Source organism: Pseudalkalibacillus salsuginis, assembly GCF_021646685.1.
In the GTDB taxonomy this organism is placed as follows: domain Bacteria; phylum Bacillota; class Bacilli; order Bacillales; family Fictibacillaceae; genus Pseudalkalibacillus; species Pseudalkalibacillus salsuginis.
In genome coordinates, this window is record NZ_JAKJHW010000001.1 from 298,274 (window position 1) to 314,636 (window position 16,363).

At 40.6% G+C, this 16,363-nt stretch carries 13 protein-coding genes; 1 reads left to right on the top strand and 12 read right to left on the bottom strand.

The features are described 5' to 3' along the window. Positions 1-28: 28 nt before the first annotated feature. The 9 genes from L1611_RS01570 to L1611_RS01610 all read right to left on the bottom strand — a co-directional run bounded on the left by L1611_RS01570 (position 29) and on the right by L1611_RS01610 (position 11,117). Entirely contained in the window at positions 29-1,150 is a 1,122-nt protein-coding gene (locus L1611_RS01570) for a glycoside hydrolase family 88/105 protein (protein ID WP_236311290.1), read from the bottom strand. Between the two features lie 17 nt (positions 1,151-1,167). Continuing rightward, positions 1,168-2,007, bottom strand: a complete 840-nt coding sequence (locus tag L1611_RS01575) for a carbohydrate ABC transporter permease (RefSeq protein WP_236311291.1) — start codon at positions 2,005-2,007, stop codon at positions 1,168-1,170. 20 nt (positions 2,008-2,027) lie between these two features. After that, on the bottom strand, positions 2,028-3,014 hold the full coding sequence (locus L1611_RS01580) for a carbohydrate ABC transporter permease (RefSeq protein ID WP_236311292.1): 987 nt from the start codon (positions 3,012-3,014) through the stop codon (positions 2,028-2,030). Between the two features lie 125 nt (positions 3,015-3,139). Then, a complete protein-coding gene (locus L1611_RS01585) occupies positions 3,140-4,426 on the bottom strand; it encodes an ABC transporter substrate-binding protein (protein WP_236311293.1) in 1,287 nt (428 codons plus the stop codon). Between the two features lie 203 nt (positions 4,427-4,629). Next, positions 4,630-6,192 (bottom strand): response regulator transcription factor, encoded by a 1,563-nt coding sequence (locus L1611_RS01590; RefSeq protein ID WP_236311294.1) that lies wholly within the window; start codon positions 6,190-6,192, stop codon positions 4,630-4,632. Positions 6,193-6,198: 6 nt separating this feature from the next. Next, positions 6,199-7,923 (bottom strand): sensor histidine kinase, encoded by a 1,725-nt coding sequence (locus L1611_RS01595; RefSeq protein ID WP_236311295.1) that lies wholly within the window; start codon positions 7,921-7,923, stop codon positions 6,199-6,201. Positions 7,924-8,006: 83 nt separating this feature from the next. Then, a complete protein-coding gene (locus L1611_RS01600; protein WP_236311296.1) occupies positions 8,007-9,329 on the bottom strand; it encodes a multi antimicrobial extrusion protein MatE in 1,323 nt (440 codons plus the stop codon). A 54-nt stretch (positions 9,330-9,383) separates the two neighbouring features. Next, entirely contained in the window at positions 9,384-10,184 is an 801-nt protein-coding gene (gene iolB, locus L1611_RS01605) for a 5-deoxy-glucuronate isomerase (RefSeq protein WP_236311297.1), read from the bottom strand. A gap of 417 nt (positions 10,185-10,601) precedes the next feature. Continuing rightward, positions 10,602-11,117, bottom strand: coding sequence for an SRPBCC domain-containing protein (locus L1611_RS01610; protein ID WP_236311299.1), 516 nt, complete (start codon positions 11,115-11,117; stop codon positions 10,602-10,604). Between the two features lie 469 nt (positions 11,118-11,586). On the opposite strand from L1611_RS01610, the gene L1611_RS01615 reads away from it, so the two are divergent. Continuing rightward, positions 11,587-11,964, top strand: a complete 378-nt coding sequence (locus L1611_RS01615; protein WP_236311300.1) for a rhodanese-like domain-containing protein — start codon at positions 11,587-11,589, stop codon at positions 11,962-11,964. A gap of 400 nt (positions 11,965-12,364) precedes the next feature. On the opposite strand, the gene gcvPB is transcribed toward L1611_RS01615, so the two are convergent. Genes gcvPB through gcvT form a run of 3 tightly spaced genes read right to left on the bottom strand, consistent with a single transcriptional unit; the run spans position 12,365 to position 16,281 of the window. Then, positions 12,365-13,828 (bottom strand): aminomethyl-transferring glycine dehydrogenase subunit GcvPB, encoded by a 1,464-nt coding sequence (gene gcvPB, locus L1611_RS01620; RefSeq protein WP_236311302.1) that lies wholly within the window; start codon positions 13,826-13,828, stop codon positions 12,365-12,367. Next, complete coding sequence (gene gcvPA / locus L1611_RS01625; protein ID WP_236311303.1) at positions 13,825-15,168, bottom strand: aminomethyl-transferring glycine dehydrogenase subunit GcvPA; 1,344 nt, start codon at positions 15,166-15,168, stop codon at positions 13,825-13,827. Before gcvPA ends, gcvPB begins: the two co-directional genes overlap by 4 nt. Before the next feature lie 18 nt (positions 15,169-15,186). Next, entirely contained in the window at positions 15,187-16,281 is a 1,095-nt protein-coding gene (gene gcvT, locus L1611_RS01630) for a glycine cleavage system aminomethyltransferase GcvT (protein ID WP_236311304.1), read from the bottom strand. Positions 16,282-16,363 lie beyond the last annotated feature (82 nt).

The window sequence follows — 16,363 nt, forward strand, 5'->3', positions numbered from 1 at the left end:
CCGTTTCTCCATTTTTTGACAGCCAGAATTAAAGTTCTGGTAAAAGATCTTGCATTTCAATACTTGCAAGCACGAAAGATCCTACACCGTGCAGATCATTATCTGTCCGTGGTCGCTCTACGTAATGTTTATAATCGCCGACACCTGTTCCAATACAGATTTCAGGCATGACGAACAATCCTTCCGAATCAAATTTCATTTGCTTCAAAAGCCCTCGATATCCTTTGACCGCATATTCTTTAAGTTCAGGATCGACAAAACCACCCTTGACAGCCCGAGCAATCGTATAAACAAACAAGGCAGAGCATGAAGTTTCCAGCCAATTATCTTCGTCATCCATTCTATCGACCACCTGATACCACATGCCCGTTTGGGGATCCTGGTACTTTATCAAACTATGAACCAAATCTTTCAACGCTTTTTCTATTTCAGGCCGGTTTTCATGTGAATCTGGCAAGAAATCAAGTATTTCGTTGAACGTTATGCCATACCAGCCGATCGCTCGACCCCAGAACTCAGGTGATTTTCCCGTTTCGGAATCTGCCCAAGGTTGCTTTCTGCTTTCGTCCCAGGCATGGTGATAGAGTCCTGTCACATCATCTTTCGTATGTTCCCTCATCAAGCGTTCTTGCTCCAAAACCATATCGAGTAAGGCTGGTTCGTTATATTCCTTGTCATAGTTCATTGCGAAAACGCCCCCCATGTACAATCCATCCAACCACATCTGATAAGGATAGTGGTCTTTATGCCAGAAACCGCCATCAGATGTCCGGTTCAAGGTTGGGAACATGTTTTTCAGCTTCCCAGCTGCTGTTTGATATCGCGAATCTCCGGTTTCCTTATCCAGTTGAAATAACAAAAGTCCTGCTTGGATTGCATCCAGTTCTTTACGGTTCCATAAAAAGTTCCCATTTTCATCAATGTTATGATCAACATAAGCTTTGATGTAATCGAAATAATGACCCCCGCCTATCTTCTCACGCAATTGCAGCATGCTGACAAGAAAGACACCTTGATGATAATGCCAACGTCCATCCGGCGGAAGTTCCGAAGGTTCGTACGTATTCATCAGGGAATTACAGGCTGATTTCGCCCATTCAAGTGGAGACTTCAACTGCGCTTTTTTTTCATTTACATTTGTTGTAACCATAATCCATTCTCCTTTTATTAAGATTTCAATCCACTCGTACTGATACCGTCAACGATATAACGCTGGAAAAAAAAGAAAATGATGAAAATCGGCACAATACTGAGTGAAGACATCGCAAACATGGCACCCCAGTTGGTTACAGAGTTTGGATCCGAGAAAAGTTTCAACGCCAGTGATACTGGATATTTTTCTGGTGTAGATAGATAAATCAATGGCCCCATGAAATCATCCCAGCGCCAATAGAAAGAAAAGATCGCAGATGTCATCATCGCTGGTACGATCAAAGGTACAATTATCCGGAAAAAGATGCTGAAGTTGTTGCAGCCATCAATTTTAGCTGCTTCATCCAATTCCATCGGGATTGTTCGGATAAATTGCATGATCAGGAATATGAAAAACGGAATACCGAAGAAAGTTGGCAGGATCAATGGCAAGTAAGTATCAATCCACCCGAATTTATTGAACATGATATATTGCGGGATCATAACCATTTCGAAGGGCAGCATCATCGTCAGCATCATACATACGAACCAGATCGTCTTCCCTGCAAATTTGATTCTAGCAAATCCATAAGCGATGACAGCTGAAGATGCTATGCTTCCTATCGTCGCTATTATCGAAATGATAGCGGAATTGAAGAAGAAGGTTGAGAAAGAAATACCTCCGAAGCCTTTCCAACCTTGGATATAATTTTCAAAATGGAACCCATCAGGAATCAAGGAATGGGCATCGACAAATACACTGGAGCTTTCTTTCAAAGAACTGCTGAACATCCAGACCAATGGATAGATCATAATTAATGTGAAGATGATCATGATCGTATGCTGGATTATTTTTTTCGTTTTCTTGTTGTTCATTTATTTGATCCCCTTTCCATTTATTTGTTTTCAGACTCATAATGGACCCAATGTGGTGAGCTCTTGAAAATGATTGCAGTAAAAATGGCGATGATCACCAGCATCACCCATGCCATAGCAGATGCATACCCCATATCGAAGTATTCAAATGCCCGCCGGTACATGTATAGAACATAGAGTAATGTACTGTTCACAGGTCCTCCATTCGTTACGACGAAGCTGGGTGTGAATGCCATAAATCCTTGGATGACTTGCATGATTGTATTGAAAAGTATGACAGGGGTCAAAAGCGGGAGTGTAATGATGAAAAATTGTTTGATCGGCCCTGCACCATCCACACTAGACGCTTCATAGTAGGTGTTCGGTATATTTCTCAATCCTGCTAAAAAAATCAACATGGAAGACCCGAATTGCCATCCATATAAAATGATAAGTGTCCAAATCGCTGTATCTGGGTCACCCAACCATGAATGTGTCGGCAATCCAATAGAAGCTAGGATTGAGTTTACGGCTCCATCATTTCCAAATAATTGACGCCACATGATGGAGATTGCGATACTTCCTCCGACAATGGACGGCAAATATAGAAGTGTGCGGTACAAACCGACCATTTCGACAACCTTGTTTAAGGCCAAAGCAACAAGAAGTGCAAATACGAGCCGGATCGGAACCGCCACACCAGCATAGAAGAACGTCACTTTCATCGATTTCCAAAATGTCGGATCCGCCGTGAACATCCGGACATAGTTATCGAAACCGATCCAATTCGGCGTCCCTAATAAATCATAATCCGTAAAAGATAGATAAAAGGAGTAGAGGATCGGGAATATTGTTAATGAGAAAAAGCCGATAAGAAATGGAGATATGAATAGATAACCTGTTACATTATGATTATCTGATTTCACTTTTCTTCTAGGTTTTACGGAATTCACTTTCTTCTTCAAATCTGGATTCGTCGAGACTTCCTCTAATGGAGCTGGACTATGTTCAGATTTTTTAGGTATCATCGCCCTCATCTCTTTCTGAATAATATTTATCAAATGATTTTGTAACAAAGAGCAAATGAATATAAATCTTTGTTAATGAAAATGGCCCTGATAACCTCGGTCAGGACCATTCTCCTTCCTATTCATCATCTCCCTAATATACTCATTGCTTTTTCCCTGAATTGTTTTGCACCTTCTTCAGGTGTCAACTCCCCATACATGACTAACTCATCCACTTCTGATAACGCCGCCAATACTTCTGTAGATTGTGGAGGATAGTTCGAATCGATAGGGGAACTGTTTTCTGTCACCAATTCGATGTAATCGAATACTTTTTGATCCGTTTCATTCAAATCTGAAGACATTTCAGAACGGATTTCCTCTTTTATTGGTACACCTCGGTCTGAGCCGCCGATTTCATAAACGTCAATGTTATTTGTAAAAAAGTTGATGAACTTTGCAGCTTCCTCTTTATGTTCAGAATTCTCACTGATCGACCACAGCATTGCTGGTTTCAAATACATACCTTGAGTGTTGTTGGAACCAGGCAATAAAGTCATCCCAAGCTCCTGTTCACCAGCAGCGCTGGTTAGTGCGGTGGCCTGATTGGACCATCTGAAATCAAATGGTGCCTCACCATGGACAATCAGCTCATCTTCTACACCTTTGATCTGCTGGATCGTGTCATATCCTGGGGCTACTCCGTCGTCAATCAACTCTTTATTAAGCGTAAAGTAGCCTTCTAGCAGCTTATCATCCGTATAACCTAAGTCTGTCCCATCATCATTGAACAGCTTGTACCCTTTTTCCCTTAGGTAATATTCAAATAAGTTCTTAGGTTCCATCAGACGAGTACCAAATTTGCCTGTTTCATCGTGAACTTTTTTGGCAGCATCGACATAGTCTTCCCATGTCCAATTTTCGTTTGGTACTTCCACACCAGCTTCATCAAGCAAGGTTTTGTTATAAAATGCAGCCAAAGCGTTTGTACCAGTCGGAATTCCTAAAAGCTTCCCATCTTTCATTCCAGATTCCATTACCGTATCACTGACACCTTCGACATCAATTGTCCCGTCTTCAACAAATCCAGAAAGGTCAGCCAACAAACCTTTATCAGCATATTGGTTTAAATATTCACCAAAGTTTTGTTGCATGATATCAGGCAGGTCGTTCCCCGCAGCTTGTGCGGCCATCTTTTCGAAGTACCCATCAAACCCAGTGAATTCAGGTTCAATCTTAATGTCTGGATACTCTTCTTCAAATTTCTTGATGATCTCCTGTGTCTGGTCATGCCTGCTTTGCGAGCCCCACCAAGTCATCCGCAGCGTCACTTGATCCCCATCTGCACTGTCAGCCTCAGAAGTTGTGTCTGAACAAGCAGACAAAAGTGCCGAAAGAACGAGTATCATGCATAACAATATGTATTTTTTCATTTACACCTTACCTCCCTTGATTCTTTTGTAAGCGGTTTCCATCGCTTGATTCCATCTTAAAATACCCACTCTTCTAAATAAATAAAATTTTCAGACATCTATGTTTAAAAAACAGTTTTCTATTTTTTCGCCATGTTTCAGAAAACAAAAAGAAAAGTATCAGACTCCTCCAAGAGAGCTCTTGATACTAAAAGGACATATTTTTAATTTATCATTGGTTTGCTTAAATGATAGTCTGATGGGGTCACCCCAGTATATTTCTTAAATACTTGCCCGAAGTACCGAGGATTATTCCCAAAGCCTACTGCTTCTGCAATCTCGAAAACCTTCCAGTTATCCGATTGTTCGATTATTTTGATTGCTTTTTCGATCCTGCGATTGATCAAGTAATTCGAAAACCGTTCACCGGTTTCTTTTTTGAATAATTTACCTAGATAATCTGAGTTCATATATAATATATTGTTTGCGATTCTTGATAATGAAAGCTCTGTATCTGACAGATTTTCATCCACATATTCTATTACACGATTGATCTGTTGACTGTGGTTTTGTCTTGTTTTTTTGAAATGATATTCTGTAATTTCAATTGCCACATTTTCAATGAATTTTTTTATTTCTTCAAAGGTCGAGAATTTATGGAAATGAATGGTCTGCTTGAATAAAGCATCCATTTTTCCCCTGTTTGCCTGACGAATGATAGCCAAGAACAACTCCAGACAGTGTGATTTGACTAATCCTGCTTCATACATTTCATTTTGTATGTTTTTAAAAAAATCATCCAAATATTTTTGAACTTTCTTTAAATTACCGCTTCGGATCATGAAGATTACATCTTCATGATCATACTGCAATTCATTGGTGGCGTCTATATTCTCGATATCGTTAGCTGTAATGATGCTTCCTTCTGTTAAATAAAACCGCTGTGTCAAACAGTTCAATGCTTCATTATACATTGTCCTTAATCGGATAATAGGACCAGGATTACTAATGGCAGCCGTATTAGATTTACCAAATATCTCTTTGAACGTACTGGAGGTCTGCTTCAGCTTTGCAACTAATTCAACAGTTGGCCGATCTTCCGTCAGGATCACGATCTTCTCACCTATTGTTGTAGACAATGGTATCATCCGATTTTCACTGATGTTGTTAGTTATCATCTCTTTCAAGGCAAATAAATGTTCATACTCGTATTTGTTGTCAATCGTCAACACAATCAACTTGAAATCATCTACTGTTGTATCCACACCGAATAATTGACTGTAATATCGCCAATCTTTTACCCCGTATTTTTTGTTCGTGATATACTCTTTCAAGAATTGCTCTTTCGCCTTAGGAAGTACCCTTTTCAGATTGGTCCGCATTTTTTCTAAAAAGTCTTCTTTTTGTTCCTTATCTTTAAGTTCCGCAACGACTTGTTTCAAGGCTTCTTCAATTTTCTTTTCATTACTGGGCTTCAGCAGATAATGCTTTACATTGCATTCCATTGCTGTTTTGGCAAATTGGAATTCGTCATATCCAGAGAGGACAATAAATTTGATATCCGGGTGAACCCTATATACATTTTGAATTAATTCCACTCCGTTCATACCAGGCATTTTAATATCCGTAATGACGATATCAGGTGCATCTTTTGTAATCATTTCGTAGGCCATCTTTCCATTTGAAGCCTTGAAATGAAGAGATGTTTCACAGCTTTCCCAGTCAACCAGAGTTGCGATTCCCTCCAAAATGTTAACTTCATCATCGACTATCAAAACTTTATACAAAGTGCCTCACCCCAACAAATAAGGTAATCGTATTTTGACCTTTGTTCCTTTACCAACTTTACTTTCAATCTTAATGCCGTATTTTTCACCGAACATCATCTTTATACGTTCATTAATGTTGTTCAACCCGATACCAGAGCTTTTCGACCGAATTTCCCCTCGGTAAATTCCTTCCAGTTTATTCTCTTCAATACCAGGACCATTGTCTTCTACCACAATAAGTAAATCATCTTCATCAGTAGTTATGTCGACGATAATGCGACATTCGGTGATCATCTCTTCTAGACCGTGCTGAATGGCATTTTCGACAATCGGCTGTATCGACAATTTTGGAATTTTACTATCTTCAAGCTCTGAGATGCTTTTCAAGGTGAAATTAAGACGTTGATCATACCTGTATTTTTGAATCGTAATATAGTTTTTTACGATTTCGAGTTCTTCTTTGATTGTAATCATAGCAGCCTTTTTACTAATAATATTTCGCATCATATTCCCCAATGCCTCAGCCATCACTGAAATCTTTTCCTGTTGGTTGATTTTTGCCAGCCAATTGATCGAATCAAGTGTATTGTATAGGAAATGCGGATTGATTTGAGCTTGTAAAGCTTTATATTCAGTTTCTTTAATGATCAATTGCTTGGTGTAGTTTTCTTTGATCAATTCATTGATCTTATCGAGCATTAGACGGAAATTTACATGTAATTGACCTACTTCATCATCATAATATTTAGCCGGTATTTCAAAAGGCTCTTCAAAATCTCCACTCTGTACGTGTTTCATCCGCAAAGACAATTCTTCCAAAGGCTTAGAAATATTATCTGCAGCTCGTCTGCTTAAAATGATTGTCAGTGTAAGCATGAACAAAAAGCAGATGATCATGATGCTTCTGATCGTCTCTGTTTGCCTCGTTATACTATCGAATGGAAGCAGGTGATAATATGTCAAATCTGAAAATCGTGAATGCTTGAATGTTACTAAGTAGTCATTCCCGTTTATTTCAGTCGTTCTGTAACCGTTTACATACTTCTCTTTAGGTAAATCAGATATCTTGATATCCATGTTTTCATTCTGGAAAAAAATATCCTCACCATTCGTGATAATGAAATTTTTGTTTGGAGAGAAATTTAATGTACGGTCGATGAACTCTTTCATATCGAGTGTGATAACCAAAATGCCTAAATGCTCCAGACTTACATTTTCCTTTTTCCGGATTAATCGTGCAGCGGCGATGGTATTTTCTTCTTTAATTCTTGTCCAGAAATTGGAACCAGCTGATTCATAGACTAATCGATTCAATCTGGTTGGATCTGCCTCGATACTCGTATTAAAACCAGTGGTGTATTTATTCCCATAAATATCAATCACTTGCATGGAGGAAATGTATCTTTCTGCAGAAGCAAAAATCAATAATCGTTCTAGTAAACTCGTTTTCGTCCGATAATCCTCGATTCCAATGATGTTGCTGTTAATCCTATCCATATACCGCTGGACAAGCTCATCAGTACTCACCTGAAAGGAAAGGCCTTCCACTTTTTTTAATTCCTTATCAAGAACTGTTGAAGACAATTGAAGCATGTCTGCTGACTCTTCGTATATCCTTTTTTCATAGATTGTCGTGAAATAATGATAGGTGACGATCCCAATCAAGCAGAAAATCAGCAGGAGAAGTAAGGAAATGGAGAAAATCTTATTTTTAATTTTGAATTTCCTGTAGAAGGGTGTTACATTCATATTATCCTCCCTTCTCCATACTCGTTTTCTCAATTATACCACTCTTCCACAGTAACCAACTTGAAAGATTCCCCTATCAAGTCTTAACCTGTTCTCATTTTGTCTTCAACCTGACGGCTCTCACGGCATATCCGGATCACGATGAATAAAATAAGCCCAAAACCAGCCAATTCACCTATCGATGCAGCGATTGAACCATTTATTCCATTCCAGTCAGGAAACTTACTGACCAATAACCATAAAATAAAGATTGCTGTTAATATATTCACAACCTGGGCGATAAGCATCCTTCTCGTCTTTCGATAAAGCATGAGGTACCCATTCAAAAAATCGACCCATGGAAACACAATCGTTTTAATTATGAAAAATTTCAATACAGTAAGTGTAGCAATGGCAAGGTCATCTTCAGCCCCCATGACTTCTGCCATAAACCACATGCCGGTCGGGGTGTAGCAGAGAATCACAAGCAACAATGTAGGGAGGATACTGACTATGACCATAAACCGGATCACTTTCAACCTGTTTTTTTGATACATTTGCAATACTAGTTGATGAGTATACATGAAAAAGCTCAACATCATCTGAGTAATGCTATAAGCTAATGCGAAAGAAGCGATACTCAATTCAATATCTTCTGAATTTGCCAGGAAAACATAGATGATCGGAACCAAAATCGTTTGGATTATGAAATAGAAAACCAAAGGGAAATAAAAATTGGAAATCTCAATTTTCTGTAACTCAGATACTTTTCGTCGAAAATGTTGTTTTAAAATTTCATGTCCTTTCCAAACACTGATGATACACTCGATCAACATTCCAGTCAGGAAAATGATAGCTCCACTTACACTGGTGACATAATCGAATACGACGAACAAGTAAGCCGTAATAAGCATGGCGCAAAGTCTTACGATGACCCCGATTGTAAGCCATTTCGTTTCAAGATGTTTGATGATGACACCTTGATATAGGCCACGGATTCCTGAAAATATGATAACGAACGCAATCACCTTGAAGGTCAATGAGATGGTACTGACCATGTTTGCATTCGCATTGAACAAATTGATGTACACCCAGTCTCCAAACCTGCTGAAAGCCATGAGCATACTGAATCCAATGACCAGGCTCATCACCAGAACCAAAAAAGCTGAAAGTAATTGAAATGATCTTCTATCCTTGACTAATGCAGAGCACGTTTGGCGGAAGACGATAATCGGGCGTTCAATGATCCCGAAAAGGGAAAAGGCCACCGCATAACAGGCGATGATGAAAGCTGCATTTTCACCCCTGCTTAAAGTACCGTTGATGATGACATGAGTGATGGACGTAAGACTTGCTGAAAAACCTAGAGGGATGAAGAACGCCGCTAATTGCTTATAGGAATATTGATCATTCACATCACTTTTCAATCAAAACCCTTCCTTCAGCGATTGTCGATATACTGCCTTCCGAATTAACGGTGATTACTTTTCATGCAGCCACCTATGATCAGGGTCTTCATATGGATTCAATTTACGGCCAGATTCCCCTGCCATGAACCAAAGATAATAGACTTCATACCCTCCTGCTCCTCCGACAGGGTGATAGCCAACGTCAATCGCAAAACTGTCACCGTGGCGAATCGGGTAAGCAGTATCGATCGAGCCATCCTTCGTATAATGGAACTGCACTCCAAATCCTTGTTCAGGATTGGTTTGATAATGATAGATTTCTTCAAGATTCGGTTCTTCAGGAGAAAATTCACCATCATGCTTATGTGGAGGATATCCTGACCACTCACCCGGATGATTGATCGTTTCTCCCATAATCATACGATGGACACAACCATTGGCATTATCGGCAATGATATCATACACCCTCCGATTCCATTGCTTTTCACCGCGTTCATGTAAAACGACCTCATCTGGCAATACGGCGAAAGCTTCATATTTTTCTTCGGCTTTGACTTTGCAGACAGCTATTTGGACATCGGTTGTTGCCTGTACTTCAAAAAAGGATTGGCATGGCACATAGACTGTTGTCGCCTTCCCATCAAAAACACTTTTTCTTCCCCCAAGCTTTACCCAAGAATGTTCTTCTGCAATGATATCTGCTTGACCGGATAATATGACCAGTGCATGCTCATAACCGTTCGTCTCAGCCTTATAGGAGTCACCTGCTTCCAATACAAGTTTTCCAAAAGCAAGGTATTCCAAGCGTTCATAATCATCAGCAAATATGTCGATATATCCTTTTTGATCATTCGCTTTTACAAATCGACCCATTCAATAATCCTCTCCTTTATTAGAATAACAACGTTGTTATTTACTAGTTTAATAAATTCATACTATTTTTACAACTCATTTTGATTGTTAAAAGAATATGGAATAGTTAACGAAGTAAATTGATAAAAGGAGTAGCATTATGGATGATGGGACGATGTTTGTAAAAAAGATACGATGTTTAAAATAAAGTCGCGATGTGTATAAAAGTGTTTTGATGCTATTTTTCCCTTAGAGAATCTTTGTCTAAGGGTATTTTCGCACCCCACTCCCTTGTATAAGTAATTACCAAACTCAATGCTCCTAATCCTTACTATCGGTACAGGTTTCTTTACTGAACGGCCTAAAATCATCGACCCTTAATGATTTCTAACTCGTATGCAGCCTTCATTCAGTAAGGCGGCCGTTCGTGATATTTCCTTATTTCACTGCTGAAAGAACCTCTTCCAGGCGGTCCCAAGTTTCGGTGATTCCTTGAAGCATGCCCATGTCCATGACAGTATTGAGGCCCTCCGCGGACGCATATTCAGCACGGTTGATCAGCTTCGTCTTACCGCCCAGATCGATGAATTCCAATGTAATATTAGTCGATGGCATGGAATCATTCGTACTGCCTTCGGAATCCGAGAAGAAATCGACGTAAACGATCTTCTCCGGCTCGATGATTTCCTTATAAACCCCTTTCCCCCAAGATTCCATACCGTAAAATTCACCTTGGTTTTGATCAACGCACTTCATGCAGTAGTGCCAAACGCCGCCCGGCCGGAAATCGACTTTGCAGACTGGAAGCTCCCAGCCTCTAGGCCCCCACCAGCGTTTGAGATGCTCGGGATCTTTAAACATTTTGAACACGAGCTCACGAGGAGCATCGAAAATACGCTCAAGCACGAGTACCCGATCGTTCTCTACCCTCGAAATCATAGCGTTGTTGGACATTTTAATTCCCCCCAATAAATTTTTGTTGCCGCTAACAGTCCCGTAAAAAACCAGTAGCCTACTATAATTTTCTTCGTAAATATCTTATTACCTCCTTTTAGTTTTGGGTATTTTGAATGAGTGCCGATCTTCTACAGATGTCAAAGTACTTTTTATTGCTTGTCCTTCTACCATGATTCCATTCCTCCAAATATCATCATTGGCAGAACTACTGCTTGTTATCGTGGTTCACTCCTTTCTTTGCAGATCCTGCAGGCAATCGTCCGCATTTTTCAACGGAAGAATGCAGCTTTACACTGTAAAAAGTAAACAACTTTATTTTCACTTAACATATGAAACCCTTTCAATACTTAACTCAGATAATCCATTGGAATTGGATAACTTTGTTTTGCGAATAAGAAAATTCCTGTATATAATGGACATGGCATCATTTTAGATAGTGGTAGAAAGTTTTTAGGGGGAAAATGAAATGGAATGGATTTTATGGGTACTTCCAGCAGCTATCATCGCGTATATGATCGTCGCTGGCCTCTTACAACGTAGACATCTGAAAACATTGACAGAAGAAGAATTCCGCAGTGGCTATCGAAAAGCACAACTGATAGATGTACGGGAACAAAAAGAATATGATAATGGCCATATCCTCGGAGCACGGAATATCCCATTGTCGCAGCTCCGGATGCGCTATAAAGAGATCCGTAATGATCAGCCTGTATATATGTATTGTGAAAGCGGAATGCGTACTGTCCGTGCAGCAGCTGTCTTAAGGAAGAAAGGTATCAAAGACCTGTACAGCCTTAAGGGCGGGTTCAAGAAATGGAACGGAAAAGTGAAAAAGGGAAAATAGATTTTTGATTTAGCAAAAGGACTGCATTGTACAGATTTTGACGTACAACTTGCAGTCTTTTTTATAGTGATAAGGGGTGGGAGCAGTTTTTTACCATCTTTCCAATGGATTCATCAAGATTATTTATCAAAAAGCACGTTCATATGATTTTCGTGTACCCCCATTCATGAGCATAGATGGAATTGCTCGGTTTTGAAAGCCAATTGCACCGTTTTAAAGAAAAATTGCACGACTTTGAAAAGCATTTGCGCTGTTTTAAAGAATAATTGCACACCCTGGAAAATGGATTGCACCTTGTCATACTCAATTGCATCGCAAAGAAAGGATTTGCACGATTAGCCGATACTGAATATGAGAAAACCCTCATCAGTCTCGATAAGGGTTTTCATATTGCTTAAATCTATTGTTTTTCATAACGTAGTATCGGTTTACGTGCTGCGGTTGTCTCATCCATACGTTTGATAACTGTATTATGAGGTGCTTGTTGAACGACTTCAGGTGATTCTTCCGCTTCTTTCGCTATCTGGATCATCGCATCAATGAATTCGTCCAACGTTTCCTTCGATTCCGTTTCTGTCGGTTCAATCATCATACATTCCTCAACATTCAGAGGGAAGTAGATCGTCGGCGGGTGGTACCCGAAATCGAGCAGACGTTTCGCCATATCCAATGTTCTTACCCCAAGCTTCTTCTGACGCTTACCGGAAATAACAAATTCATGTTTACAATGCTGTTCGTAAGGAAGGACAAAATGGGGTGCGAGCTTACGCATCATATAATTTGCATTCAAGACAGCGTAATCACTCACCTTTTTCAATCCTTCACGGCCCATCGTCTGGATATACGTATAGGCACGGACATTGATTCCGAAGTTTCCGTAGAACGGTTTTACTCGCCCTATTGAATCAGGACGGTCATAGTCGAACACGTACCCATCTTCTGTTTTGGCAAGTATAGGCTTAGGCAAGAATGGGATCAGATCTTTCTTGACCCCGACCGGGCCTGACCCGGGACCTCCTCCACCATGCGGACCAGTAAACGTCTTATGAAGGTTCAAGTGAACAACATCAAATCCCATATCGCCAGGGCGGGTTCTTCCCATGATCGCATTCATGTTCGCTCCATCATAATAGAGCTTTCCACCTGCTTCATGGATAATTCGTGCCATATCAAGAATATGCTCTTCGAAAAGACCCAGTGTATTCGGATTCGTCAGCATCAATGCTGCCGTATCGTCTCCGACCACACGTTTCAAGTCTTCAAGATCGACTAGCCCATTCTCATCGGATTTCACTGTAACCGAGTCGAAGCCTGCCACAGTTGCGGAAGCTGGATTCGTTCCATGTGCTGAATCAGGAACGATTACCTTGGTACGGTGCTGATCCCCATTCTTTTCATGATACGCTCTGATCATCATCAAGCCAGTCCATTCCCCATGTGCACCAGCAGCCGGTTGAAGGGTGACTTCATCCATACCTGTGATTTCTTCCAGAGATGTTTGCAAGTCGTACAGCATTTCCATTGCCCCTTGGACTGTGTTTTCGTCCTGATAAGGATGGGTGTGCGCAAAGCCTGGAATACGAGCAACATCTTCATTGATTTTTGGATTATATTTCATCGTACATGACCCAAGTGGATAGAAACCTGAATCAACACCGTGGTTGCGTTTTGATAGAGCTGTGTAATGGCGCATGATCTGAAGCTCGGATACTTCTGGCAATTCAGGCTCTTCATCCCGGATATATTCAGAATCGATCAGTTCTTCAATGGGAGTTTCAGGCACATCAAGAGCTGATAAACTATATCCTACACGTCCTGGTTTAGACAGTTCAAAAATGAGTGCTTGATCCTTTTTGTGGCTCATTGGACTCCCCCCAATTCTTTTACAAATGTATCGATTTCTTCTTTTGTCCGTTGTTCTGTTATAGCGATCAACATGTGCTGATCGAGATCGGGATAATATTGGCGGAGATCATAACCACCGACGAATCCTTTTTCAAGAAGCGCTTTGTTTACTTCTCTTACAGGCTTTGAGACTTTGATGACAAGCTCATTGAAGAATGCCCCATTAAAATGAATTTCAACGCCGTTTTCTTCAAGCTTTTTCTTTGCATAGTGTGCTTTTTGAAGATTTTGAACAGCAATCTCCTTAATGCCTTTTTTGCCAAGAGCCGTCATGGCCACTGAAGCAGCTAGAGCATTCAACGCTTGGTTCGAACAGATATTGGAGGTCGCCTTGTCACGGCGGATATGCTGTTCACGCGCTTGAAGTGTAAGAACAAAACCACGTTGGCCTTCTTCGTCAGTTGTTTGTCCGATTAATCGGCCTGGTACTTTACGCATCAATTTCTTCGTCGTCGCAAAATAACCACAGTGAGGTCCTCCGAAAGCTGCAGGGATACCGAATGGCTGAGCATCCCCGATTACGATATCTGCACCGAATTTTCCAGGTGGCTTGAGTGCCCCAAGTGATAACGGATTGCTGGAAACGACGAACATCGCTTTTTCTTGATGGACAATTTCCTCAATGTCCTTTAAGGGCTCGATTTGGCCAAAAAAGTTAGGATATTGGACGATGACACATGCTGTATCAGAATCGACCGCTGCTTTCAATGCTTCCAGATCAGTCGTGCCATTCGCTGCTTCTACTTCCACTACCTCGAGGTTCGGGCCTTTCGCATACGTATGAAGGACACTCAACGCTTCTGGATGGACACTTTTAGAAACGACGACTTTCTTTTTACGAGTATGCGCAGCACTTAAGAAAGCTGCTTCTGCCAGGGCAGTCTGGCCATCGTACATGGAGGAGTTGGCAACTTCCATTCCCGTCAACTCACAAATCATCGTCTGGAATTCAAAGATCGCCTGAAGTTCACCTTGTGAAATTTCTGGCTGGTATGGTGTGTATGCCGTATAAAATTCCGAACGTGAAATCACATGATTGACGATCGAGGGGATGTAGTGGTCATATACCCCTGCTCCCAGGAAAGAGGTATAGTCCTTCGTATTTACATTCTTTGCCGCAAGCTGCGACATCTTTTTAAAAAGGTCATTTTCCGGAATCGCCTCGGTGATGTTCAAATCCCCTTTAAATCGTACATTCTCAGGGATATCGCCGAACAATTCATCGATCGAATCGATGCCGATTTCTGCTAACATTTCTTTTTCGTCTTGCTCTGTCATTGGTAAATAACGAAATTTCACCTTTATTCCCCCTCTTCCTTAACGTTTATAAAAAGGTGCTTTTACGACTTCTGCTTTCAGGCGTCGTTTACGGACTTGGACTTCTACTTCAGTGCCGAGCTCCGTATACTTCGAGTCGATCAAAGCTAACCCAAGATTTTTACCAAATGTAGGAGATTGCGTACCAGTCGTAACCTCTCCGATTTTCTCATCATTTTTGAAAACATCATAATCGGTCCGTGGAATACCTTTATCTATCATTTCAATTCCGACCAACTTGCGTTTCAAACCATCTTCTTTCTGTTTGCGCAAAGCATCTTTTCCGATGAAATCGGGCTCTTTGTTCAATTTGACTGCAAAGCCGATTCCGGCTTCCAGCGGAGAAATCTCAGCAGTCAACTCTTGGCCGTATAAAGCGAGTCTCGCCTCAAAGCGTAATGTATCACGGGCACCTAACCCAATTGGAAGAACACCATCTTCTTTACCCGCTTCTAAAATCGCTTTCCATAAATGTGGAGCATCTTTACTATCGGTATAGATTTCAAAACCATCTTCTCCAGTGTATCCTGTCCGTGAAACCAGCGCTTTCTTTCCATCGATTTCTAAGTCTTCTGCAAACTTGAAGAAACCGATTCCGGAAAGATCGTATTCAGTAAGCTTCTGTAAGACAGCTTCTGCTACTGGACCCTGTAGAGCTAATTGAGCAATATCATCCGAAATATTCTGAATTTCAATATTTCCTTTTTTATTCTTTATAAGCCAGTCATAATCTTTTTCAATGTTTGCAGCATTTACAACTAGAAGATAATCACCTTCGCCACGCTTATAGACTAGAAGATCATCTACCGTTCCACCATCCTCGTAGCACATTGCGGTATACTGGGCGCCGCCATCCTTCAGCTTGGATACATCGTTCGTCATCAGAAATTGAAGAAAAGCTTCCGCTTCCCCGCCTTTAACCGTGATTTCCCCCATGTGAGAAACATCAAATAGTCCAGCTTTCGTACGTACAGTTTCGTGTTCTTCTTTAATACTCGAAAATTGGACTGGCAATTCCCAACCACCAAAATCGATTACTTTTGCTCCGTATTCTTTGTATAATTCAAACAAAGGTGTTCGTTTTAAGGATGACATCAGCATCTCTCCTTCAATTTAAAATTTTTATTCAGCTGCTGGATCAATCTCTGTTCTTCTAAGTTTAATTAACGAAGCAGAA

Coding starts and splice junctions, on each gene's coding strand:
- iolB (WP_236311297.1), bottom strand. CDS start 10,184: ATGGGTCGATTTGTAAAAGCGAATGATCAAAAAGGATATATCGACATA.
- L1611_RS01575 (WP_236311291.1), bottom strand. CDS start 2,007: ATGAACAACAAGAAAACGAAAAAAATAATCCAGCATACGATCATGATC.
- L1611_RS01585 (WP_236311293.1), bottom strand. CDS start 4,426: ATGAAAAAATACATATTGTTATGCATGATACTCGTTCTTTCGGCACTT.
- gcvPB (WP_236311302.1), bottom strand. CDS start 13,828: ATGAGCCACAAAAAGGATCAAGCACTCATTTTTGAACTGTCTAAACCA.
- L1611_RS01570 (WP_236311290.1), bottom strand. CDS start 1,150: ATGGTTACAACAAATGTAAATGAAAAAAAAGCGCAGTTGAAGTCTCCA.
- L1611_RS01615 (WP_236311300.1), top strand. CDS start 11,587: ATGGAATGGATTTTATGGGTACTTCCAGCAGCTATCATCGCGTATATG.
- L1611_RS01595 (WP_236311295.1), bottom strand. CDS start 7,923: ATGAATGTAACACCCTTCTACAGGAAATTCAAAATTAAAAATAAGATT.
- gcvT (WP_236311304.1), bottom strand. CDS start 16,281: ATGTCATCCTTAAAACGAACACCTTTGTTTGAATTATACAAAGAATAC.
- L1611_RS01610 (WP_236311299.1), bottom strand. CDS start 11,117: ATGTCCAACAACGCTATGATTTCGAGGGTAGAGAACGATCGGGTACTC.
- L1611_RS01580 (WP_236311292.1), bottom strand. CDS start 3,014: ATGATACCTAAAAAATCTGAACATAGTCCAGCTCCATTAGAGGAAGTC.